The 21262-nt window shown below is 62.9% G+C and carries 22 protein-coding genes; 15 read left to right on the top strand and 7 right to left on the bottom strand.

All coding sequences use genetic code 11. The annotated features are described in order from the left end of the window. The first annotated feature begins 82 nt into the window (after window positions 1-82). The 3 genes from Q0030_RS07930 (at window position 83) to Q0030_RS07920 (ending at window position 3859) form a co-directional block, all read left to right on the top strand. Window positions 83-556 (top strand): Hsp20/alpha crystallin family protein, encoded by a 474-nt coding sequence (locus tag Q0030_RS07930; protein WP_298365133.1) that lies wholly within the window; start codon window positions 83-85, stop codon window positions 554-556. A 73-nt stretch (window positions 557-629) separates the two neighbouring features. Continuing rightward, window positions 630-1106: a CBS domain-containing protein gene (locus tag Q0030_RS07925; protein WP_298365132.1), complete on the top strand. Its 477-nt coding sequence runs from the start codon at window positions 630-632 to the stop codon at window positions 1104-1106. Continuing rightward, a complete protein-coding gene (locus Q0030_RS07920) occupies window positions 1088-3859 on the top strand; it encodes a bifunctional acetate--CoA ligase family protein/GNAT family N-acetyltransferase (RefSeq protein ID WP_298365131.1) in 2772 nt (923 codons plus the stop codon). Before Q0030_RS07925 ends, Q0030_RS07920 begins: the two co-directional genes overlap by 19 nt. Here Q0030_RS07920 and Q0030_RS07915 read toward each other — a convergent pair. Further along, a complete protein-coding gene (locus tag Q0030_RS07915) occupies window positions 3829-4239 on the bottom strand; it encodes a hypothetical protein (RefSeq protein ID WP_298365130.1) in 411 nt (136 codons plus the stop codon). The genes Q0030_RS07920 and Q0030_RS07915 overlap by 31 nt on opposite strands. Window positions 4240-4466: 227 nt before the next feature. Between Q0030_RS07915 and Q0030_RS07910 the strand changes: the two genes are divergently transcribed. The 3 genes from Q0030_RS07910 to Q0030_RS07900 are packed head-to-tail and all read left to right on the top strand — an operon-like array spanning window position 4467 to window position 7401. Beyond that, the gene (locus Q0030_RS07910) at window positions 4467-5534 is read left to right on the top strand and encodes an ABC transporter permease (RefSeq protein ID WP_298365129.1); all 1068 of its coding nucleotides are present in this window, start codon (window positions 4467-4469) and stop codon (window positions 5532-5534) included. Between the two features lie 2 nt (window positions 5535-5536). Continuing rightward, a complete protein-coding gene (locus Q0030_RS07905; RefSeq protein WP_298365127.1) occupies window positions 5537-6274 on the top strand; it encodes an ATP-binding cassette domain-containing protein in 738 nt (245 codons plus the stop codon). Between the two features lie 17 nt (window positions 6275-6291). Then, window positions 6292-7401, top strand: a complete 1110-nt coding sequence (locus Q0030_RS07900; RefSeq protein WP_298365126.1) for an MlaD family protein — start codon at window positions 6292-6294, stop codon at window positions 7399-7401. Between the two features lie 82 nt (window positions 7402-7483). Here Q0030_RS07900 and Q0030_RS07895 read toward each other — a convergent pair whose 3' ends face one another. The 3 genes from Q0030_RS07895 to Q0030_RS07885 all read right to left on the bottom strand — a co-directional run bounded on the left by Q0030_RS07895 (window position 7484) and on the right by Q0030_RS07885 (window position 11626). Then, a complete protein-coding gene (locus Q0030_RS07895) occupies window positions 7484-8668 on the bottom strand; it encodes an acetate/propionate family kinase (protein ID WP_298365125.1) in 1185 nt (394 codons plus the stop codon). A gap of 28 nt (window positions 8669-8696) precedes the next feature. Continuing rightward, the gene (locus tag Q0030_RS07890) at window positions 8697-11108 is read right to left on the bottom strand and encodes a phosphoketolase family protein (RefSeq protein WP_298365124.1); all 2412 of its coding nucleotides are present in this window, start codon (window positions 11106-11108) and stop codon (window positions 8697-8699) included. 260 nt (window positions 11109-11368) lie between these two features. After that, window positions 11369-11626 carry a hypothetical protein gene (locus Q0030_RS07885; RefSeq protein ID WP_298365123.1) on the bottom strand — a complete coding sequence of 86 codons (258 nt, stop codon included), beginning with the start codon at window positions 11624-11626 and terminating at the stop codon, window positions 11369-11371. 194 nt (window positions 11627-11820) lie between these two features. Here Q0030_RS07885 and Q0030_RS07880 point away from each other — a divergent pair, with 194 nt between their 5' ends. After that, window positions 11821-12069 carry a hypothetical protein gene (locus Q0030_RS07880; RefSeq protein WP_298365122.1) on the top strand — a complete coding sequence of 83 codons (249 nt, stop codon included), beginning with the start codon at window positions 11821-11823 and terminating at the stop codon, window positions 12067-12069. A gap of 237 nt (window positions 12070-12306) precedes the next feature. Here Q0030_RS07880 and fixJ read toward each other — a convergent pair whose 3' ends face one another. From fixJ to Q0030_RS07860, 3 genes are all read right to left on the bottom strand, one after another. Next, complete coding sequence (gene fixJ, locus Q0030_RS07875; RefSeq protein WP_298365119.1) at window positions 12307-12915, bottom strand: response regulator FixJ; 609 nt, start codon at window positions 12913-12915, stop codon at window positions 12307-12309. Beyond that, on the bottom strand, window positions 12912-14342 hold the full coding sequence (locus Q0030_RS07870; protein WP_298365097.1) for a PAS domain S-box protein: 1431 nt from the start codon (window positions 14340-14342) through the stop codon (window positions 12912-12914). Before Q0030_RS07870 ends, fixJ begins: the two co-directional genes overlap by 4 nt. A gap of 329 nt (window positions 14343-14671) precedes the next feature. Next, window positions 14672-15028 (bottom strand): hypothetical protein, encoded by a 357-nt coding sequence (locus tag Q0030_RS07860; RefSeq protein WP_298365078.1) that lies wholly within the window; start codon window positions 15026-15028, stop codon window positions 14672-14674. Window positions 15029-15464: 436 nt separating this feature from the next. Between Q0030_RS07860 and Q0030_RS07855 the strand changes: the two genes are divergently transcribed. The 8 genes from Q0030_RS07855 (at window position 15465) to ccoP (ending at window position 21177) form a co-directional block, all read left to right on the top strand. Continuing rightward, window positions 15465-15593, top strand: a complete 129-nt coding sequence (locus Q0030_RS07855) for a hypothetical protein (RefSeq protein WP_298365076.1) — start codon at window positions 15465-15467, stop codon at window positions 15591-15593. Between the two features lie 130 nt (window positions 15594-15723). Next, window positions 15724-16473, top strand: a complete 750-nt coding sequence (locus tag Q0030_RS07850; protein WP_298365073.1) for a CBS domain-containing protein — start codon at window positions 15724-15726, stop codon at window positions 16471-16473. A 420-nt stretch (window positions 16474-16893) separates the two neighbouring features. After that, window positions 16894-17121 carry a hypothetical protein gene (locus tag Q0030_RS07845; RefSeq protein WP_298365071.1) on the top strand — a complete coding sequence of 76 codons (228 nt, stop codon included), beginning with the start codon at window positions 16894-16896 and terminating at the stop codon, window positions 17119-17121. A 112-nt stretch (window positions 17122-17233) separates the two neighbouring features. Further along, on the top strand, window positions 17234-17731 hold the full coding sequence (locus Q0030_RS07840) for a hypothetical protein (protein ID WP_298365069.1): 498 nt from the start codon (window positions 17234-17236) through the stop codon (window positions 17729-17731). Further along, a complete protein-coding gene (gene ccoN / locus Q0030_RS07835; RefSeq protein WP_298365066.1) occupies window positions 17728-19380 on the top strand; it encodes a cytochrome-c oxidase, cbb3-type subunit I in 1653 nt (550 codons plus the stop codon). The genes Q0030_RS07840 and ccoN overlap by 4 nt, the downstream gene beginning before the upstream one ends. A gap of 8 nt (window positions 19381-19388) precedes the next feature. Next, window positions 19389-20123: a cytochrome-c oxidase, cbb3-type subunit II gene (gene ccoO / locus Q0030_RS07830; protein ID WP_298365061.1), complete on the top strand. Its 735-nt coding sequence runs from the start codon at window positions 19389-19391 to the stop codon at window positions 20121-20123. 10 nt (window positions 20124-20133) lie between these two features. After that, on the top strand, window positions 20134-20298 hold the full coding sequence (locus Q0030_RS07825) for a cbb3-type cytochrome c oxidase subunit 3 (protein ID WP_298365059.1): 165 nt from the start codon (window positions 20134-20136) through the stop codon (window positions 20296-20298). 6 nt (window positions 20299-20304) lie between these two features. After that, on the top strand, window positions 20305-21177 hold the full coding sequence (gene ccoP, locus Q0030_RS07820; RefSeq protein WP_298365051.1) for a cytochrome-c oxidase, cbb3-type subunit III: 873 nt from the start codon (window positions 20305-20307) through the stop codon (window positions 21175-21177). The last annotated feature ends 85 nt before the right edge of the window (window positions 21178-21262 follow it).

Below are 21262 nucleotides of genomic sequence, written 5' to 3'. Positions count from 1 at the left end.
CCGGTTTTGATCCTCGTCAACGGCCGGGCGGCTGTTCCTGATTAGCTTTGCGTAGCGAGCAACTCCCAAACAGGAGGTCCTGATGGTCAAGGATGTGATCCCCGTTGGAACCGAGCGCGCCATGGCGCGGCGGGAAAATAACCCCTTCACATTTCTGCAGCAGGAGATCGACCGGCTGTTCGATGGATTCGGTCGCAACTTCCCGGCGTTCGCCGCGCCGCAGGCGATGATGCCGCGCATGGACGTCAGCGAGACCGACAAGACCGTCGAGATCTCCGCCGAGCTGCCCGGCCTCGAGACCAAGGACGTTCAACTCAACCTCGCCGACAACATGCTTACGATCCGGGGCGAGAAGAAGAGCGAGCGCGAGGAGCAGGACAAGGACTATCACCTGATCGAGCGCAGCTTCGGCGCATTCTCGCGGTCCGTTGCATTGCCCGAGGGCGTCAAGGCGGAGGATGTCAGCGCCGAAATCGCCAAGGGCGTGCTCAAGGTCACCGTCAAGAAGCCGGCTCCCAGGCAGAGCAAGCAGATCGACATCAAGACGGCGGCGTAACCGCCTTGCGAGCGCGTCGCCCGTCGGCCGGCGACGTGCCCGCCAAATAGCCATCTATCCAAGGGGATCAGCCATGTACGAGTTTCTCCAGGAAACCGTCGCGAGCAATATGACGAAGTCGGTGCGAAGTGTCGCCCCCGAGATGACCGTCGGCGACTTATACCGGTTGTTCGCAAAAGACGACTATGACGCCTATCCCGTGCTCCGCGACGATGTCGTGGTCGGGTTCGTCACGAAACTCGACGCCCTGAAGGTGTTCGCCTGTCCGACCGATCACATCTTGCCACGTTACGACGATCGGATGGGAACGACGGTCGATGAGATCATGTCATCAGATGTGATCGCGGTTGAGCCGGACACAAATCTGCAGCGTGTTCTGCAGATGTTGGTCGCACATCGGCTCAAGAGCCTGCCCGTGATTGACAAGTATCGCCACCTGGTCGGGATCATTGCTCGCGAGGATGTCATGCGGGCTCTGGCGCGCTGCACGAAGCGGCAGGCGCCTCCGCTCGTTCCCTGCGAGACCGTCCGATGTCTACGTTTGGTCTAGAACGGGTTCTTTCGCCTCGAACAGTCGCGCTTGTCGGCGGCAGTTCGCGTCCATCTTCGCTCGGCCTGGCGGTGCTCATGAACCTCAAGGCGTGCGGCTTTTCCGGCCGCATCGCCGTGGTCAATCCAAACTACGCTGCGATCGACGGCGAGACTACGTCCCCGGATCTCAAGTCACTTCCGTTCGTTCCGGATCTCCTCGCGATCACGGCGCCGGCGGCCGCGATTCCCGGGATCATCTCGGACGCTGCCGCGCTCGGCGTCGCCGGTGCGGTGATCCTGACCGCCGGTCTCGGGCACGGCGCCGGCTCGCTTGCCGAGATGGTCGCGCGGACGGCGCGCATGCACGGCATACGCCTGATCGGGCCGAACTGTCTCGGCGTCATGGTGCCGCGCGCGAAGCTCAACGCGAGCTTTGCCGCGCATCAGCCTGCCGACGGGCGTCTTGCCCTGATCTCGCAGTCCGGCGCCGTTGCTGCCGCGATGATCGAATGGGCGGCAGAGCGGCGGCTCGGCTTCTCCGGCATCGTATCGATCGGAGACCAGCTCGACGTCGATGTCGCTGATTTGCTCGACTATTTCGCGCAGGACGATCACACCAACGCGATCCTGCTCTACACCGAGGCCGTCAAGGATGCGCGCAAGTTCATGTCGGCCGCGCGCGCTGCGGCGCGGCTCAAACCGCTGATTGTCGTGAAAGCGGGCCGGATGGCGCAGGGCGCCAAGGCCGCAGCCACCCATACCGGAGCGCTGGCCGGTTCGGACGCGGTCTATGATGCGGCGTTCCGCCGGGCCGGCATGCTGCGCGTATACGACCTTCGGGAATTGTTCGACTGCGCCGAGTTACTTGGCCGCGGCTTCGTTCCGCGCGGCAACCGGCTGTCGATCCTGACCAATGGCGGTGGGCTCGGCATCCTCGCGATCGACCGGCTCGTTGAGCTCGGGGGCGTTCCGGCGAGCCTGTCGGCGGAGACGATTGCAGCGCTCGATCGGGTTCTGCCACAAGGTTGGTCTCGCGCCAACCCCGTCGATATCTCCGGCGACGCCGATGCTGCCCGCTACGTGTCTGCGCTCGACGCATTGCTCGAGGACGCCAACAGCGACGCCGTGCTGGTCATGAACGTGGAAACGGCGGTCGCGCCGACCGAAGGAATCGCCGAAGCGGTGGCACAATGTGTTCGTGACCGTCGGACCAGGAAGAGTGACGTTGCCGCGCTGGTGCTTGCATCTTGGGATGGTGCCGACGAACGCACCGCGGCAACCTTCGAAGCTGCCCGCGTCCCGCATTTTCCCACCGAAGATGACGCGGTGCGCGCTTTCATGTACTTGGTGAGATATCGCGAGGCCTCCATCGCGCTGGCCGCAACTCCGCCCAGTATCGCCGCGACGTTTGCGCCGGAGACGGTGGCGGCGCGGCGCGTGATTGCGAAAGCGCTGTCCGAGGGGCGGGGATGGCTTGACCCAGTTGAAATCGTGGCCCTGTTCAAGGCGTACGATATTCCGATTGTTCCGACCGTTGTGGCCCGTGATGCCGACGAAGCCGTGGACAAGGCCGCGCCCTTTCTTGCACAAGGGCTTGCCGTAGCGGTGAAGCTGTTCTCTCGCGACATCAGGCACAAGTCGGACATCGGCGGTGTCATTCTCGGCTTGCGGACTCGCGAAAGCGTCGCACAGGCGGCCAGGACGGTGCTCGCGCGCGCCCGGGCAGCGCGGCCGGATGCCGTCCTGCAAGGCGTGACGATACAGCCGATGATCGAGCGACGCGCTGCACGCGAATTGCTCCTCGGTATTGCCGACGATCCGACCTTCGGTCCCGTGATCGTGTTTGGCCGCGGCGGCACCGCCGTCGAAGTAATCAACGACAAGGCGCTGGCGCTGCCGCCGCTCGACATGAACCTCGCTCGCGACCTGGTCGGGCGCACCCGGGTCTCGCGGCTGCTTGCGGCCTATCGCGATGTGTCCGCCGTACCGGCCGAAGCCGTGCCGCTTACCCTCGTCAAGCTGGCACAGATGGCGGCCGATATTCCGGAGGTCGCCGAGCTCGACATCAATCCGCTGCTCGCTGACGAGACGGGTGTGCTGGCGCTCGACGCGCGCGTGGCGATCCGCAAGCCCGCGCGGCTGTTTGCCGGTCAGACGCGGCTCGCGGTGCGGCCATACCCGTCGCAATGGGAAGGAGAGCTTGTCCTCAAGGACGGCTCGCGCGTCGTGGTGCGGCCGTTGCGGCCGGAAGATGAGCCCATGGTCGATAGCTTCTTCAGGCGTGTAACGGCCGAGGATCTCAGACTTCGTTTCTTCCAGGCAATGAAGAATTTTTCGCATGCGTTCATTGCGCGGCTGACCCAACTCGACTACGCGCGCGCGATGGCCTTTGCGGCGCTGGATCCGAGCACTGGCGCCATGGTGGGAGCAGTCCAGCTTCATTCGGACTCGCTCTACGAGAATGCCGAGTACGCTATCCTGTTGCAGTCCGACCTCAAGGGCAGAGGATTTGGGTGGGCGCTGATGCAGCTTCTGATTCAGTATGCGCGATCGGAAGGGCTGAAGCGGCTGTCAGGTGAAGTGCTGGCTGAGAACGCCACCATGCTGAACATGTGCCATGAGCTCGGGTTCACCGCCGTGACAGAGCCGACCGACCACCGGATCGTCAATGTCGTCCTCGACCTCTCCCTTCCGGTGGTGGATGGCTTGGGGGCCGACATTCTGATCCGGCGCAGTCGCGATCAAAGCGGCGTGACGGCAACGACACGATAGGGATGCATGCCATCCGCCTCGCGGACGGAGACATACTCGCCGAGTCGAAAGCGCTCATTGCCGAAATGATAGCCGGCTTCATCGGCTGTCGAACCAGCCACGTCGTAGTGGAAGCGCCAGTTGCCGCCCGGACCATGAACGAGGTGACCGAGCTGATCGTCTTCCGCGGGGCGCTGACGAACGACGCGGCACGCCTCGCGGTGGGCTTTCCAGGCTTCGACATCGATCCGCGATGCCGTGTCGAGCGGGGCGACGATGATATAGCCGATCGCGGACGCGCCCTCGGGGTGATCATGCTCGCGCGCGCGTTCGAGCCGAACCTGCCTGAACGAGTGCGGCAACGCGGTGTTTTGCAGAGGTGTGAAGGCGGCGCGATTCATCAAAAATCTCCCTGAACATGCCCGAGGCTGCCGGGCAACCTATTCAATTCTAGTGCCGCGGCTCGCCAAGCCGTTGATTTGGGTCAAGCGCATGTCTGGGGAGCACGGTGAGGCCGGTTGCGCTGGGTCAAACACAGCCGTCTCCAGCAGCCTAAGGTGAACTGCAAATTGGAGTCCGAATCTTGCTCAACGCCCCGGCCCTGACAGCGAATACGGACGATCCGCGCGTGCTTACCGCATGTGGGGCCTGGAACGTTGCCAATGTCGAGCGGTTGGAACGGCTGTGCGAGGGGGCGGCGCGCACCGACATTGGGGCGATTGATCTGCGTCGCGTCACTGCGCTCGACACGGTCGGGGCTTGGCTGCTCGAAAGGCTGGCCCGCGGCGGCGCGACCAGGGCAGCACTCACCGGTGCCGACGGTCCATATGGCGACCTGCTGGAAGAGGTACGAGGACTGAACCGTTCCGGCCACGCCGAACGCAGATCGGTCAACCCGTTGCTGCAGAGGCTCGATCAGCTTGGCCGCGGCAGCAGGCGGCTGGTGTCCGATTCGGCGGCATTCCTGCATATGCTCGGCGCCTTCAGCGCAGCGCTGCTCGGCATTCTCAGACATCCGCGATCGTTCCGATTGACGTCGACCGTCTATCAACTCGGCCGGGTGGGCTGGCAAGCGGTGCCGATCATGGTGCTGATCACGTTCCTGATCGGCGCCATCATTGCTCAGCAAGGCATCTTCCATTTCCGCCGCTTCGGCGCGGAATCCTATGTCGTCGACATGGTTGGCATCCTCGTGCTGCGCGAGATTGGCGTGCTGATCGTGGCCATCATGGTCGCCGGACGCTCGGGCAGTGCCTATACCGCCGAGATCGGCGCGATGAAGATGCGCGAGGAGATCGACGCCCTCAGCACCATGGGGCTCGATCCTGTCGCAGTCCTGATCCTGCCGCGAATCCTGGCGCTGGTGGTGGCGCTGCCGATCCTCGCCTTTCTCGGCTCGCTCGCGGCGCTCTATGGCGGCGGGCTCATCGCCTGGCTCTATGGCGGCATGAGTCCGGCGATCTTCATCGCACGCCTTCACGATGCGGTTTCAGTCACTCATTTCGAGGTTGGCATCATCAAAGCGCCATTCATGGCGCTCGTAATCGGGCTTGTCGCGGCGGTGGAGGGATTGAGCGTCAAGGGCAGCGCGGAGTCGCTCGGACAGCAGACGACGGCGTCGGTCGTGAAATCAATCTTCCTGGTGATCGTGCTCGACGGGTTGTTCGCGGTCTTCTTCGCTTCGATCGGCATGTAGCCATGGCCGACACGCCAGCGATCCATATCCGCGACCTCGTGGTCGGCTTCGGCGAGAAGATCATCCTCGATCATCTCGATCTCGACGTGAACGACGGCGAAATTCTCGGCCTCGTGGGCGCGTCGGGCGGCGGAAAGTCGGTGCTGATGCGGACATTGGTCGGCCTGCTTCCGAAGCGGAGCGGGCAGATCGATTTCGCGGACGACAGCGATGACGAACGCCGCTGGGGCGTCCTGTTCCAGCAGGGGGCGCTGTTCTCGGCCTTGACGGCTCGCCAGAACATCCAGTTTCCGCTGCGCGAGCGCGCGCGGCTGTCGCCAGGGCTGCTTGACGAAATTGCGGACGCGAAGCTCGAGATGGTCGGCCTTACGCGCGAAGACGGGGACAAGTATCCGTCCGAGCTCTCGGGCGGCATGACCAAGCGGGTTGCGCTCGCGCGGGCACTGGCGCTCGACCCCTCGCTCTTGTTTCTCGATGAGCCAACGTCCGGTCTCGATCCCATCGCTGCGGGCGAATTCGATACCTTGATCCGGACGCTGCATCGGACGCTGTGTTTCACCGTGTTCATGGTGACGCACGACTTGAACAGTCTGCAAGCCATCTGCGACCGCGTCGCCGCGCTTGCCGACGGCAGGATCGCAGCCATCGGGCGGCTGTCATCGGTGCTCAAGTCCGATCATCCCTGGGTCCAGTCCTATTTTCACGGAGCTCGGGCGCAGAAGCTGGGCCTCGGCAACTAGGCAGAGAGAGACGCAAAATGGAAATCCGCGCGCCCTACATTGTCATTGGTGCATTCGTATTGTCGGCAATCGTTGCCGTGTTCGGCTTCGTCTACTGGCTGAACAATTTCGGTGGAATCGGAAAGCGGGAGACGTATCAGGTCGTCTTTACCGACCCCGTGCCTGGCCTGCTCGTCGGGGCGGGCGTTCTCTTCAACGGTATCCGCGTCGGCGAGGTCACAACCCTCGAACTGGTTCCGGAGCGCCCGCGCGAGGTTCGCGCCAGGATCGCGGTCGCCGAGCGCACGCCGGTGCACACCGATACGCGTGTCGGCCTCGATTTCCAGGGATTGACCGGTGTTCCGGTGATCGCGCTGGAAGGCGGTGACGATCCCCAGGCGCCGCCGGCACGCGAACCGCTGGTGGCCGAAAAGGGGGCCGGGCGGAGCATGACGCAGGCTGCCCGCGATGCGCTACGCCGGGTCGATGCCGTCCTGTCCGACAACGCCGCGCCGCTGCACAGCACGATCGACAATCTCAGCACGTTCGCCGAGGGGCTCGCGCGTAACACGCCGAAGCTCGATGGAATTGTGGCCGGACTCGAACGTATGACCGGCGGCGGTGCGCCCGCGCCGCGCAAGGTGGCGTACGACCTTCATGCGGTGGACAGCTTCGGCGCGCAACGCCATGCGAATCTGCCCGAGCAGCTGGTCATGGCGGAGCCGACCGCGATCGCCCGCCTCCAGACCCAGCGCTTCCTGTTCACGCCGGATGAGGAAACTCAGGGATTCGAAGCTGCGCAGTGGAGCGACAGTCTCCCGGTGCTGGTGCAGGCACGGTTGCTGCAGAGCTTCGAGAATTACGATATCGAGCATGCGCCACTGCGTGCCGACAGCGGCGTAGAAGGTGCGCTGCGTCTGCTGATCGACCTGCGCCGGTTCGAAATTGTGCAGGGACCTCAACCGCGCGCGACGATCTCCTTGTCCGCGAAGATCGTGGATCGAAATGGTCAGGTCAAGGCAGCAAAGCTTCTCGAGCAATCTGAAGGAATTAACTCGCTGACGCCGTCCGAGGCGGCCGCCGCCTTCGATAAGGCTTTCGGTACCCTCGCAAGGGAGCTCGTGATGTGGATCGCGGCGACGGACTGAACCAGATCGTTGCAGCGTCTCACAAGGAACGTCCTGGATCAGACTTGCTCGGCGGCTGCCGCCAAGCCAAGGTCGTCACGACCTAGCGACCTGTGACCAGCAGGCTGCGGCAGTGCCGCGCAATACTGACTTCCTCATTGGTCGGAACGATCAGTACATCGACCGGGCTGCCCATCGCGGCGATACGCTGCGCGCCCTGAGCATTTGCGGCTGCATCGATGCTGACCCCGAGCCAGGAGAGGCGATCGCAGATGCGCTGCCGGATTTCCGGGGCGTGCTCGCCGATGCCGCCGGTGAACACCAGGCCATCGAGGCCGGCGAGGGTATTTGCCATCACGGCGACTTCTGCGGCGACACGAAATGTGAAGAGATCGACGGCTTCGCGAGCCGCAGGATCGTGGCTAGCCAGCAGGGCGCGCATGTCGGCTGACTCCCCGGAGACACCGAGCAGACCCGAACGTTCGTACAGCAGGTGCTGCACGTCATCGACCGACATTCTTTCTTCCTTCATGAGATAAAGCAGCACGCCGGGGTCGATCGTTCCACAGCGTGTCCCCATCACGAGGCCGTCGAGTGGGGTCAATCCCATGGTGGTGTCGACGCTGTTACCCTTTTGCAAGGCACAGAGGCTCGCGCCATTGCCGAGGTGCGCCACGACGACGCGCTTGTCGGCCCATTCCGGCGCGATCACAGCGATCCGGCTGGCGACGTATTCGAAGGACAGGCCGTGGAAACCGTAGCGGCGGATGCCGCGCTGCTCAAACTGCCGCGGGATGGCAAAGCGGCTCACCGGCGGGGCCAGGCCGTGATGAAAGGCCGTGTCGAAGCAGGCGATCTGCGTCAGCTCCGGTTGCAGTGACTGCACGGCCCGGACCGGCGCCAGACAGCGGGGCTGGTGCAGCGGCGCCAGCGGCGTCAACGCCTCCAGCGCAGCGAGAGTCTGCCCTGTGATGACGATCGGCCCGTAGAACTCGCGGCCGCCATGGACGATGCGATGGCCAACGGCGGCGAGCCTGCCGCCGTTGAGATAGTCCTCGATCCAGGCAAAGATATCGCCGAGCAGGCCGTTGTCCTCCGGCGTGCCGCTCGCGCGGCGCTTCTCGAACAGCTGCCTGCCCGAGGCGTCGCTCGCCACGATGCGTGGGACTTTCTCCTGCTCGTCGAGCAGGCCTTTGCATTGCAGCTTTGGCTCGGCCGGCGCGATGTCGAACAGGCCGAACTTGATGCTGGACGAGCCGGCGTTGAGCACCAGGACGCAGTCGGACATAGACGGTCTCTCTCGCGTGTTCGCTGCCTCAGTCAACGGATTTGTGGTCTGTTGTGCCGTAGGGCCAGACCCAGTCACGGATCTGCGGCATGTCCTCGCCATGCTCGCGCACATAGCGCGTATGCTCGATCAGGGCGTCACGGAATTGCTGCTTGACGTGCGCGGCTGCGATGTCGAGCCCCGGCACCCGCTCGATCGCTTCGATGGCGAGATGGAAGCGGTCGAGCCCGTTCAACACCACCATGTCGAACGGCGTCGTGGTGGTGCCTTCCTCCGCAAAGCCCCGCACGTGCATTCCATCGTGATTGGTGCGGCTGTAGGTCAGGCGATGGATCAGATAGGGATAGCCGTGATAGGCGAAGATGACGGGCTTGTCGCAGGTGAACAGGCTGTCGAAGTCGCGGTCGGACAGGCCGTGCGGATGCTGCTCCGTCGGCTGCAGCGTCATCAGGTCGACCACGTTGACGACGCGGATCTTCAGGTCCGGCAATGTCTTGCGCAGCAGGTCGACGGCGGCGAGGGTCTCCAGCGTCGGAACATCGCCTGCGCAGGCCATCACCACGTCGGGCTCTGTGTCGAGAAGCTCAGTGCCGGCCCAATTCCAGATGCCGATGCCGGCTTCGCAGTGGGTGATTGCTTCGCGCATCGACAGCCATTGCGGTCCCGGCTGCTTGCCCGCGACGATTACGTTGATTCGGTCATAGGTACGCAGGCAGTGATCCGCGACCCAGAGCAGGGTGTTGGCATCCGGCGGAAAATAGACGCGGACGATATCGGCCTTCTTGTTGGTGACGAGATCGACGAAGCCGGGATCCTGATGACTGAATCCATTGTGGTCCTGACGCCAGACATGCGAGGTGAGGAGGTAGTTCAACGACGCGATCGGCCGCCGCCAGGGCAGCGCGCGCGAGACCTTCAGCCATTTGGCGTGCTGGTTGAACATCGAATCCACAATGTGGATGAAGGCCTCATAGCAGGAGAAGAAGCCGTGGCGGCCCGTGAGCAGATAGCCTTCAAGCCAACCTTGGCAGAGGTGTTCGCTCAGGACCTCCATCACTCGCCCGTCATGAGCCAGATGGACGTCATAGGGCTCGATGCCCTCCATCCAGACCCGGTCGGTGGCCTCGAAGACCGCGTCGAGCCGGTTGGATGCGGTTTCGTCCGGACCCATGATGCGGAAATTGCGGGCCTCCGCATTCAGCTCCACGACTTCGCGCAAGAACTTGCCGAGTTCTCGCGTGGCTTCGGCGACGGCGTCACCCGGAGCGGTGACCTCGACCGCATGCGCACGGAAATCCGGCAGCTTCAGCTCCCGCTTCACGAGGCCCCCATTGGCGTGCGGGTTCGCCCCCATCCGACGGTCGCCCGCGGGCGCAAGGGCTTGCAGTTCAGGTACGAGCCGGCCGTTTGAATCGAACAGCTTGTCGGGCTCGTAGGTGCTCATCCAATGTTCGAGCAGTTTCAGATGCTCGGGGTTGCCGCGCGCGTTGGCGATCGGCACCTGATGTGCACGCCAGAAGCCTTCGACCTTCAGCCCGTCGACTTCCTTCGGTCCCGTCCAGCCCTTCGGGCTGCGCAGCACGATCATCGGCCATCGCGGCCGCTTGAGGCCGCCGGTCTGCTGGCGCGCGGCTTGTTGGATCGAGCGGATGCCGGCGAGCCCGGTATCGAGCGTGTCGGCCATCAACCGATGCATGGCACGCGGATCGTCGCCTTCGACGAATAGCGGCTCGTAGCCGTAGCCGATGAAGAGGTTGCGGACTTCCTCGTCATCCATTCGCCCCAGCACGGTGGGATTGGCAATCTTGTAGCCATTGAGGTGCAGGATTGGCAGTACTGCGCCGTCATGTACCGGGTTCAAGAACTTGTTGGAATGCCAGGACGCCGCGAGCGGGCCGGTCTCCGCCTCGCCGTCGCCGACGACGCAAACGGCAATCAAATCGGGGTTGTCGAACGCTGCGCCATACGCGTGAACCAGTGCATAGCCGAGCTCGCCGCCTTCGTGGATCGAGCCGGGCGTCTCAGGCGCCGCGTGGCTCGGAATACCGCCGGGGAAGGAGAACTGGCGGAACAGTTTGCGCAAGCCGTCCGCATCGCGCGTCACCTCCGGGTAAATTTCCGTGTAGGTGCCTTCGAGATAGGTGTTCGCGACCATGCCGGGACCGCCATGGCCGGGACCGCAGATGTAGATGACGTTGAGGTCGGAAGCGCGGATTGCGCGATTGAGGTGGGCATAGATGAAATTGAGCCCCGGCGTGGTGCCCCAATGTCCGAGTAGGCGCGGTTTGATGTGCTCGGGCTTCAGCGGCTCTCTCAACAGCGGATTCGCCAGCAGATAGATCTGTCCAACGGAGAGATAATTGGCGGCTCGCCAATAGCGATCGAGCAGCTCAAGATCGTCCGCCCGCGCTTGCTCGTTTGGAGTGGTCGCAGATTGCATATCGCTCTCCCGGGATTCAAAGATGACCTCGGACGCCGCTGTCGGTTCCACGTTAGAGGGCGAATATGACGGGAATGGCTTGAGCCAGCTCAAAGATGCACGCCAATTCGGGCCGCAACGTCCACAAAAAGATGCCCGGCAAGGGCCGGGCATTGAATATCGAGACAACCTCACGGGAGTATGGGGTGCTCGTCTTAGGATGCAAGCATGCGGCGGCCCGCGGCGTTTTGATCCAGCACAAGGAATCGCAGGATTGCCCCTCACCGCAAATGGGGAGCGGATGGTTCTTGCTCCAGGTCATTTGGCACCATGCCATATGTCCTCAGCACGGTCGTTTTCGTCTCCGGATGGCCGGTACGGACGATTGCCGCAGCACCAGCGTGGCCGAACGTCTTCCATAAGTGTTTGGCGTGCTCAATCGCCGCGGCTGGGCTGGCGCATTTGGCCTGCTGGCCCGGAACGAGCCCACCATCGGCCCGGTCGTACGGCAGGGCAATGAAATGCGTGATCTCCTCCATCGATGCCCCTTTCTCGTTCGCTCAATGTCACCAAGCAGAGCATTGTGTGGTGGCGGCTATCTTGATCTGCCTCAGCTCATTTCGTTTGATCCGGATCAAGGCGAAATAGGCGCATCTCGTTTCTGTTGGTGGGCTCGTAAGGGAGCTTGCTTGCCATTGAGCTTCCTCCTCTCGAATATGGGCTGGTCAGGGCAATGGGAAACCTCGTGCACTTTCCGGAATCGCGTCGGGCGAACCGCGAAGAGGTGGCGTCGGGAGCGGACATTCGCCATTCCTTCCGTCAAGTGTTGTTGATGCTCGAACTGCAACTGCTCCAGATCAGCGGTTTGGTCGCCGGGTGTCCGGCCGGAGCGGTCAGGACGAAGCTGCAGCAGCAGCACGACCAGCTACTCGGTCGCCTTGCGGTCGCGCGACAGCATGCACGAGCGCTGATCGGCGATTGATGTCGGCCCACATGGTGGGCAGCCCGATTCGCCCGGACGCAACATTTTCATCGGATTGACGATGGATCGCCCTGCTCGTCGCTATGCGAAAAATGAGCTCTGCTGCAGGATTCCGATAGGGGATTCTACGTGAGTTTTGCTGTAACTCGATTGGGCGATCCGCGGACTATTGTACCGGCGATGCCCAATTGAAATTACGTACAATTACTTATGCCTCGGGGAGCGTTGGCTGCTCGGCTAGAGCCCGGCAGCGATCGCGATCCGCATCAGCTCCGACATGCTGCGGACATTGGTCTTGGCCATCAGGTTCGCCCTGTAGACCTCGACCGTGCGCGGGCTGATGCCAAGGTCGTGGGCGATCACCTTGTTGATCTTGCCTGCAACGAGCCCTCGCAGGACGTCACGTTCGCGCGGCGAGAGGTCCACCAGACGAGCTTCGGCCTCGCGCTTGACCGTACCGTCGGCCGATCCCGCCGACTGCGTTTGCAGGGCTTCGCCGATCGCACGCAACAGCGCTTCGTCCTCGAACGGCTTTTCGATGAAGTCAACCGCGCCAGCTTTCATTGCCTCGACCGCAAGTGCGACGTCGCCATGGCCAGTCATCAGGATGACGGGGCATGCCGCTGCGTCAGCCTTGAGTTTGCGGACGAGCTCAAGGCCGCTCATGCCGGGCATGCGTATGTCGGATACGATGCAGTCGACCGTGCTATTGGCGAAATGATCGAGAAATTCGGTTGCCGTTTCGTAGGTCGTGACGGCAAAGCCGTTGACATCGAGCAGGAAGGCCAGTGAGTCCCGCATCGCCGGATCGTCGTCGATGACAAGAATTGTACGCCGCGTCGTCATGCTTCTTCTCCGTCCTCCGCGAACGGGAGGATGAACTGAAAAACCGTGCCGCCTCCAGAATTTGGCATTACATCGATGCGTCCACCATGGGATTCGATGATGGTCCGGCAGATCGAGAGGCCGACGCCCATGCCATGCTCCTTTGTCGTGATAAAGGGCTGAAACAGGCGGTCGGCGATGTCAGGGCTGATGCCGGGACCGGTATCGGCAATGGTGAACGTCGCTACACCGTTAGCCTTGGTGACGCCGACGGTCAATTCGCGGCGCGGGCTGGAGGCCATCGCCTCGATCGCATTGCGAACGAGGTTGAGCACGACCTGCTGAATCTGGATCTTGTCGACGACAATCGAGGGCATGTCCCGGTCGCTGCGGATCGCCACCCGAATCCCCTGCTCCTTGGCGCCGAGCAGCGCAAGCGCGACGGCCTCTTCGAGCAGGGTGGCGGGGCTCTCCAGGGAGTGTTGCGTTTCGCCCTTGGCGACGAATTCGCGCAGGCGCTTGATGATGTCGCCGGCCCGTAGCGCTTGCTGCGCGGCCCGCTCGAGCGCGTCCCGGATGCGGGCAGCTTCCGGCGTTTCCGGCGCCAGCAGCGCCCTCGCACCGCGCATGTAGTTCGTGATGGCCGAGAGCGGCTGGTTGATCTCATGCGCGATTGAGGACGCCATCTCCCCCATGGCGGTCAGTCGCGACACATGGACCAGCTCGGACTGCAGCTCCTGAAGCCGCCGTTCCTGCGCGCGGCGCTCGGTGAGATCGCGGATAAAGCCGGTGAAAAAGCGCTCTCCGCGTACCTTGGCCTCGCCGACGGCGAGCTCCATCGGAAAGGTTGAGCCGTCGCTCCGTTCTCCGACCACGATGCGGCCAATGCCGATGATGCGCCGTTCGCCCGTCGTAAGGTAACGTTCGAGGTACCGGTCGTGCTCGCCGCGATACGGTTGGGGCATCAGGCTCGAAACGTTCTGTCCGACGACCTGGTCCGCATTCCAGCCAAACAGGCGCTCGGCTGCCGCGCTGAAGGAGCGAATGATACCGTGGTCGTCGATGACGATCATGGCGTCAGGGACCGTGTCCAGAATCGATTGCAGATGGGCCTGTCGATTTCGCGCCTGATCGCTTTCCCTCAACAGCCGGTCGCCCATGAAGCCGAGGACCGGGCCGAGGATGGCAAAGCAAGCGATATCCATCAGATTCGCGGGTTCAGTGACCAGGCTGTTGCCGAGGAATTTGGCGCTGACGATGAGGCAGAGCAGGGTGGTGAGGATCGCCGGGCCACGGCCCCCGGTGAATGCCGCGAACAGTACGGCGGGCACGAAGATGATCGTGAAGGTCCGGTCTTCGAAATAATTATCGAGCCCCGCGCGCACCGCGAATACGAGCGCGGCCGCTGCCACGGCAGTGCCATAGCGGTACCAGATGCGATCGGACATATTTCCCCGGCGAAGCCCCCAGCTGGATCGATACTACAACGTTCGGACGGCCGAAGCCACCGGCGCTCGGCACGAGCCGGCCACGGCGGCGGTGACAGGTCTATCTGATCCAGGCACGCCAATGCGTCGGCTGCACCAGGATGCGTTCGGCGGTCTCCGCCTTTACCCAGCCGCCCGGGATGCGGCGGCATGGAAAGATGAGCTTGTGAATGGCGTTGCCCTCAATCACGGCGAGTTCAAGATCTCGACCGAAGGGGGCCGTCGCGACCCCCTCCCATGTGGCGCTGGCGCCGGCCCCTGGGCGCTCGAGAGCGTCGCGTGCCGGCACGTCAGGCAGCCTTCTGAATAGCCTCGTCGACACCGCCGGCCTTTCGTGCGAGCAGGTTCAGCTCGATCGTTCCCAGCGAACGTGCGGTCTCGATCGCGTACGTCGCGTCGTTCGCGCCGCGCGCGGTGACGCCCTTGGCCCAGTCCTGCAGAGCCGTGATCTTCTCCGCCACCGAGGCGGTGGAATTGAACCTGCGGAAAAGCTCCCAGGCTTCGTTCGATTCGATCTGGATCTGCTCGAACCAGTGCCGGTTTGCCTCGATCAGTTTCTCCGAGAATTCCGACTGGACCGCCATCGCCCGCTTCGCGTAGCACTGGATGGCGTCGGAGACGGGACGGGCTTCGCTATGGTCTGTCATGTCCAACATCCTTCGTTGTGGGGAGCATTGCTTCTCATGCGGGCGGCTCCTGCGCGTTGACGCGTGTCAACTCGATAGCTTCTGGCGCGCATGGTTCTCGCGACCAGGCTAGCTGCGCTTGGGACTGACGACGGCACCGGTTCGCAGATTGATGAAGTGGATGCCGTCGCAGGCAGCGCAGGAGATCGAGTGCAGCTCGTCAGCCAGGGGCTCGGATGCGTCGGCGGGTAGCAAGCCCTGAACTCGATCGCCGGTATTTGGACACGAGAAGATGATGGGGCGCCAAGCCCTTATGTCTGCCATTTGCACGATCCTGACGGATGAGCATCCTTAACGGTAGCGCGGCGCTCCGTTTTGATGCAGGTCAAATTCCGGTCGGGCGGTCGGATCGGGGCAAGCGGCGGCCTAGAACGGTCGGCGCCGACGGAGATGGTGGGTGTTTGACCTGGCGGGCTGCCTGAGCGGCCGCCTTGGCGGCAAGCGCATCCTGGCGAACGTCACGACGGCAATCGCCAGTACTCCCATCGAGGCAAGCAGGTTCTGCAACATGATTTTGATCTCCTGACAGGGCGTCAGCATCGTCGATCATCGGTCGCGTCGCCTTGATTTCCGTCAAGCGCAGGCGTTGAGGGAGATCAAAGCAGATGAGCGGATTGCGTGTGACCTTGGTGGCAGGCGAGGGAAGGAGAACGGCAATGCGCGCACATCAGATCATGGCGAGACACGTCATCACTGTCGGATCCGAGACATCCATTCTCGACGCCGCGAAGCTGATGATGGATCACCATATCAGCGGCCTGCCGGTGGTCGATGCGGCTGGAAGACTGGTCGGAATCCTGTCGGAGAGCGATTTTCTGCGGCGAAGCGAGATCGGCACGCAACGTCGGCGTGGCCGCTGGTTTCAGTTCTTTCTCGGCTCCGGCTATGCAGCCGCGGACTTCGTCCACGAGCGCGGGCGGAAGGTCGGAGAGATCATGTCGTGCGATCCCGTCACCGTGACGGACGAAACGCCTCTGCCTGATCTGGTCGATCTCATGGAGAAGAAGGGCGTCAAGCGGCTGCCGGTGATGAACGACGGGCGCCTCGTTGGCCTCGTGACACGCGCGGACCTGCTGCGGGCAGTAGCGTCCATCGCGCACCAGATTCCGGATCCCACGGCGGATGACGAGCACATCCACGATCGCATCGTACGGGCACTCGACGGTGCAAACTGGTGTCCGCTCGGACTGCAAGTCTCGGTGCGCGACGGCGTGGTGCATCTCCGTGGGGTCATCATGGATGAGCGGGCCAGGCAGGCGGCGATTGTCGCCGCGGAGAATGCCGCCGGCGTCAAGGAAGTGCACGATCATCTGTGCTATGTCGACACCTATTCCGGCTTCTATATCCAGTCCGCGGAGGACGAGCGAGCGGCTGCCGCCCAAGCGGCGAAGGAGATGGTTGGATGATCGTTCGCCCCGCATTCATACTGACCCCGTTGATCGCGACCGCGGTGGTCAGCGCCGATGTCGTGGGATTCGCCGCAACGCTGCTTGCGATCTGCGCGATCGTCGGCTTCGCGATCGTTGCCGCCGGATGGACAGTTAGCCGAAAGGCGACATCAATACCGGCAGTCCAGCCGTCATCCGCAAACTGGAAACCTCGCCACAAATAGTACCTCGTTCGGTCCGGTTGTCGTTCCTGATCACGTGAGGCGCACGAAATGTGCGTGGTCCGCGGGATCGAGATCGTTCAAGGCCCTGCTCGCCGTCGATATTCTCTGCAACGAGACATCGGCAACACAGAGCAAGCCGTTGCGACAGATCAATACGGGCGTCCCGCACTGATGGCAGCGTCAGCAACAAGGAATCAGCCCATGCGAGGGTGCCATGCCATCATTTGACGTTCGCTTCATCAAAACGGTTTGCGACGATACCGGCCACGAACATCGCGCCTGCCAGGCAGCGTTCAAGATCGACGCCGCCTCGCTTTCTGCGGCCGCACAGCTGGCCGAGGCCGACTTCTGCAGACAGAAGGGTGTTCGCGACTGGACGATCTTTGCCGACTCCATGGAGCTTCGAACGCCGCCGGCATTGCAATCAGCCTGGGGCGGCTAACGATCTTCGGCGGCGGTCGCGATCGATTGCCGCGACATCGCGTGTTTGACCGAGATCAAATCGGAGATCGGGTCCTTCCGCTAGAGGTAGAGACCGAAACGGGGCTTGAGAAATGACCGACCGATCAGCTGGCAATAGCTCGCCGCAATTCGAGAATCTTCTAGCCCGCTTGCGAGCATTTCTTGCTCGGCGACACGAATTCGATCTCATGACTCCTCGAGAGGTCGACGAGATCTCTCACGAGCTCAATCTCTCGACGTCGGATCTCCGTGCGCTTGCCTGCGAGCAAGGCTCGCCGGAGTTGCTAAGCAAGCGTCTTGAGCACGCAGGTCTGTCCGAGCAGATGCTCGCGTCTTCCCATTGCGATGTGTTGCGTGATCTGCAGCGGGTGTGCGGTCTATGCCGTGAGAAGGCACGTTGTGCCGAGGATCTCGCGCGGGAGCGGCGGGCCAGCCCGGCAAAATATTGTCCGAACGAATTGACCCTGACCGCGCTGAGCCGCGGCGCCAGCGGCACGCGGCATGGCGCGGGAATTGATACCGATCAAGCGGCTGGCAGGGAGATTGTGGTTTCCATGACGTCATCGCAGCCAAAGAAAGCCTCCACATGACAGGTCCATCATCCGTTTCAAAGTCGATGACGATGGGCGAAGCCGGCTTGACGTCGGCACTCGCAGTTTTCGCCTTCGTTAGCTTTCTCGGCGCGGCGATGGGGCACGATGCGGCGTTCAGCTTTCACGCGTCGCTTGCTTGTGCCGCCAGCCTGATCTCCGTGATCATGATCGGCAATCGCTACCTTGACCGTCCGGCCCAGCTGCCTCCGGCGGAGATCGGCGGGCGCCCCAATTACAATCTCGGCCCGATCAAGTTCGCCTCAGCCATGGCGATGTTCTGGGGCATCGCGGGTTTCACAGTGGGTCTCATCATCGCGATGCAGCTGGCGTGGCCGGTGCTCAATTTCGATCTGCCCTGGACGACATTCGGCCGCCTGCGGCCGCTGCATACGTCGGCCGTGATCTTCGCGTTCGGCGGTAACGTCCTGATCGCAACGTCGTTCTATGTTGTGCAAAAGACCTGCCGCACGCGTCTTGCAGGCGACCTGTCGCCCTGGTTCGTCGTGGTCGGCTACAACTTCTTCATCCTGATCGCCGGCACGGGCTACCTGCTCGGCGTCACCCAGTCGAAGGAATACGCCGAGCCGGAGTGGTACGCCGACCTCTGGCTGACGATCGTCTGGGTGACGTATCTGCTCGTGTTCCTGATGACGCTGGTGAAGCGCAAGGAGCCGCATATCTTCGTCGCGAACTGGTTCTACCTGGCGTTCATCATCACGATCGCGGTGCTGCATCTCGGCAACAACCCCGCGCTGCCGGTCTCCTTCCTCGGCTCGAAGTCCTACATCGCCTGGGGCGGCGTGCAGGATGCGATGTTCCAGTGGTGGTACGGCCACAATGCGGTCGGCTTCTTCCTGACCGCCGGCTTCCTGGCGATCATGTACTACTTCATTCCGAAGCGGGCGGAGCGTCCGGTCTATTCCTACCGGCTGTCGATCATTCATTTCTGGGCGCTGATCTTCCTCTACATCTGGGCCGGCCCGCATCATCTGCACTACACGGCGCTGCCGGACTGGGCGCAGACGCTCGGCATGACGTTCTCGATAATGCTCTGGATGCCGTCCTGGGGCGGCATGATCAACGGCCTGATGACGCTGTCGGGAGCCTGGGACAAGCTGCGCACCGATCCCGTGCTGCGCATGATGGTGGTTTCGGTCGCCTTCTACGGCATGTCGACCTTCGAAGGCCCGATGATGTCGATCAAGGTTGTCAATTCGCTGAGCCACTACACCGACTGGACCATCGGCCACGTGCATTCCGGCGCATTGGGCTGGGTCGGCTTCGTCTCGTTCGGCGCGCTGTACTGCCTCGTCCCGTGGCTCTGGAATCGCCAGCTCTACAGCCTGAAGCTCGTCAACTGGCACTTCTGGATCTCGACGATCGGCATCGTGCTCTACATTTCCGCGATGTGGGTGTCGGGAATCCTGCAGGGCCTGATGTGGCGCGCCTACACCTCGCTCGGCTTCCTCGAATACTCCTTCATCGAGTCCGTCGAGGCCATGCATCCCTTCTACATCATCCGCGCGGCCGGCGGCGCGCTATTCCTGGTCGGCGCCTTGATCATGGCCTTCAATCTCTGGATGACGGTCAATGCTGGCCGGGCCAGCGAAACCGAGGGCGCCGGTGCTCTCCAGCCTGCCGAATAGGTCACGACATGTTTCTCTGGAACAGACACAAGATCTTTGAGAAGAACTCGATCATCCTGATCGTCGGCATTCTCGTCGTCATTGCCATCGGCGGCTTGGTCGAGATCACGCCGTTGTTCTACCTGAAGAGCACGATCGAGGCGGTCGATGGCGTACGGCCCTATACGCCGCTCGAGCTCGCCGGCCGCAACATCTATGTCCGCGAGGGCTGCTATCTCTGCCATTCGCAGATGATCCGGCCGCTGCGCGACGAGGTCGAGCGCTACGGGCACTATTCGCTCGCCGCCGAGAGCATGTACGACCATCCGTTCCAGTGGGGCTCCAAACGCACCGGACCGGATCTCGCGCGCGTCGGCGGCAAGTATTCCGACGACTGGCACGTCACGCACCTGATCAATCCGCGCTCGATCGTGCCGCAGTCAGTGATGCCCGGGTACCCGGCGCTCGCCAGGACGGAGCTCGACCCGTCCGACGCTGCGGCTCATCTGCGGACCAACCGCGCGGTCGGCGTGCCCTATACCGACGAGCAGATCGCCAACGCGGCCGCCGATCTGAAAGCACAGGTCGACCCCGACGGCCCGGGCTCCGACGCGTTCCAGAAGCGCTATCCGAAGGCGGTGGTCCGTAACTTCGACGGCAAGGCCGGTAATCCGACCGAGCTCGACGCGCTGATTGCCTACCTGCAGATGCTCGGCACGCTCGTCGACTTCAAGCTTTACAACGAAAAAGCCAATCTGCGCTGAGGGCACGAGCATGAAAGCGATCGTTCAAGTCGAGAATATTGTGTCGAGCCTGGTCGGCACTCTCTGGACGCCCATCTTCGTTGGAATCTTCATCGCCATCGTCGCCTACGCGCTGTGGCCCCGCAACAAATCTCTCTTCGACGCCGCGGCCCGGATGCCGCTGCGGGAGGACTGACCGATCATGAGCGAGCACAATGAGATCGACCGCGTTTCCGGCCGCAGCACGACTGGTCATGAATGGGATGGCATCAAGGAGCTGAACACGCCGCTGCCGCGGTGGTGGGTCCTGACATTCTATGCGACGATCATCTGGGCGATCGGCTATTGGGTCGTCTATCCGGCCTGGCCGCTGGTCTCGGGCTACACCACCGGTCTGTTCCAATATTCCACCCGCGCCAGTGTCGCGACCGACCTTGCCGATCTCGAGAAGCTGCGCGGCGAGAAGATGGCGGTGCTCGGCAATGCGTCGCTGGCCGACATCGAAAAGGATCCGGCCTTGCTGGCGCTGGCGCGTGCCCGCGGCAAGACCGTGTTCGCCGACAATTGTGCACCCTGCCACGGCAGTGGCGGCGCGGGTGCAAAGGGCTATCCGAATCTGAACGACGACGACTGGCTGTGGGGCGGTTCGCTTGACCAGATCATGCAGACCATCCAGTTCGGCGCACGCTCGGGGCACGCAAAGGCCCATGAAGGGCAGATGCTGGCATTCGGCCGCGACGGCGTCCTCAAGAAGGACGAGATCGTGACCGTCGCGAACTATGTGCGCTCCCTTTCCGGCCTTTCCACCGCGCCGAAGTTCGACCCCGCCGCCGGGAAGAAGCTCTTCACCGAGAACTGCACCAGCTGCCACGGTGACAACGGCAAGGGCAACCCGGAACTCGGCGCGCCGAATCTGACCGACCAGATCTGGCTCTATGGCTCCGACGAGGAGACGCTGGTCGAGACCATCACCAACGGCCGCGCCGGCGTCATGCCGGCCTGGGTCGGCCGGCTGGACCCGGTCACCGTCAAGGCGCTGACGGTCTATGTGCACTCGCTAGGGGGCGGCAAGTAGCAGCCACCGCGAGGGAGTCCGGGTTCATTGACCGAGGTCAAACCCGGACATGGTGCGGGGATGTAGGTTTCAACCAGAGCCTCAC

This window comes from uncultured Bradyrhizobium sp., assembly GCF_947648125.1.
GTDB lineage: Bacteria > Pseudomonadota > Alphaproteobacteria > Rhizobiales > Xanthobacteraceae > Bradyrhizobium.
Note: the sequence above shows the minus strand (reverse complement) of the source record. Positions and strands in the feature narration are given on the sequence as shown.

Bases quoted from the DNA above. Each gene is read 5' to 3' on its own strand.
- Q0030_RS07930 (WP_298365133.1), top strand. From the start codon at position 83: ATGGTCAAGGATGTGATCCCCGTTGGAACCGAGCGCGCCATGGCGCGG.
- Q0030_RS07925 (WP_298365132.1), top strand. From the start codon at position 630: ATGTACGAGTTTCTCCAGGAAACCGTCGCGAGCAATATGACGAAGTCG.
- Q0030_RS07920 (WP_298365131.1), top strand. From the start codon at position 1,088: ATGTCTACGTTTGGTCTAGAACGGGTTCTTTCGCCTCGAACAGTCGCG.
- Q0030_RS07915 (WP_298365130.1), bottom strand. From the start codon at position 4,239: ATGAATCGCGCCGCCTTCACACCTCTGCAAAACACCGCGTTGCCGCAC.
- Q0030_RS07905 (WP_298365127.1), top strand. From the start codon at position 5,537: ATGGCCGACACGCCAGCGATCCATATCCGCGACCTCGTGGTCGGCTTC.
- Q0030_RS07900 (WP_298365126.1), top strand. From the start codon at position 6,292: ATGGAAATCCGCGCGCCCTACATTGTCATTGGTGCATTCGTATTGTCG.
- Q0030_RS07895 (WP_298365125.1), bottom strand. From the start codon at position 8,668: ATGTCCGACTGCGTCCTGGTGCTCAACGCCGGCTCGTCCAGCATCAAG.
- Q0030_RS07890 (WP_298365124.1), bottom strand. From the start codon at position 11,108: ATGCAATCTGCGACCACTCCAAACGAGCAAGCGCGGGCGGACGATCTT.
- Q0030_RS07885 (WP_298365123.1), bottom strand. From the start codon at position 11,626: ATGGAGGAGATCACGCATTTCATTGCCCTGCCGTACGACCGGGCCGAT.
- Q0030_RS07880 (WP_298365122.1), top strand. From the start codon at position 11,821: ATGGGAAACCTCGTGCACTTTCCGGAATCGCGTCGGGCGAACCGCGAA.
- fixJ (WP_298365119.1), bottom strand. From the start codon at position 12,915: ATGACGACGCGGCGTACAATTCTTGTCATCGACGACGATCCGGCGATG.
- Q0030_RS07870 (WP_298365097.1), bottom strand. From the start codon at position 14,342: ATGTCCGATCGCATCTGGTACCGCTATGGCACTGCCGTGGCAGCGGCC.
- Q0030_RS07860 (WP_298365078.1), bottom strand. From the start codon at position 15,028: ATGACAGACCATAGCGAAGCCCGTCCCGTCTCCGACGCCATCCAGTGC.
- Q0030_RS07850 (WP_298365073.1), top strand. From the start codon at position 15,724: ATGCGCGCACATCAGATCATGGCGAGACACGTCATCACTGTCGGATCC.
- Q0030_RS07845 (WP_298365071.1), top strand. From the start codon at position 16,894: ATGCCATCATTTGACGTTCGCTTCATCAAAACGGTTTGCGACGATACC.
- Q0030_RS07840 (WP_298365069.1), top strand. From the start codon at position 17,234: ATGACCGACCGATCAGCTGGCAATAGCTCGCCGCAATTCGAGAATCTT.
- ccoN (WP_298365066.1), top strand. From the start codon at position 17,728: ATGACAGGTCCATCATCCGTTTCAAAGTCGATGACGATGGGCGAAGCC.
- ccoO (WP_298365061.1), top strand. From the start codon at position 19,389: ATGTTTCTCTGGAACAGACACAAGATCTTTGAGAAGAACTCGATCATC.
- Q0030_RS07825 (WP_298365059.1), top strand. From the start codon at position 20,134: ATGAAAGCGATCGTTCAAGTCGAGAATATTGTGTCGAGCCTGGTCGGC.
- ccoP (WP_298365051.1), top strand. From the start codon at position 20,305: ATGAGCGAGCACAATGAGATCGACCGCGTTTCCGGCCGCAGCACGACT.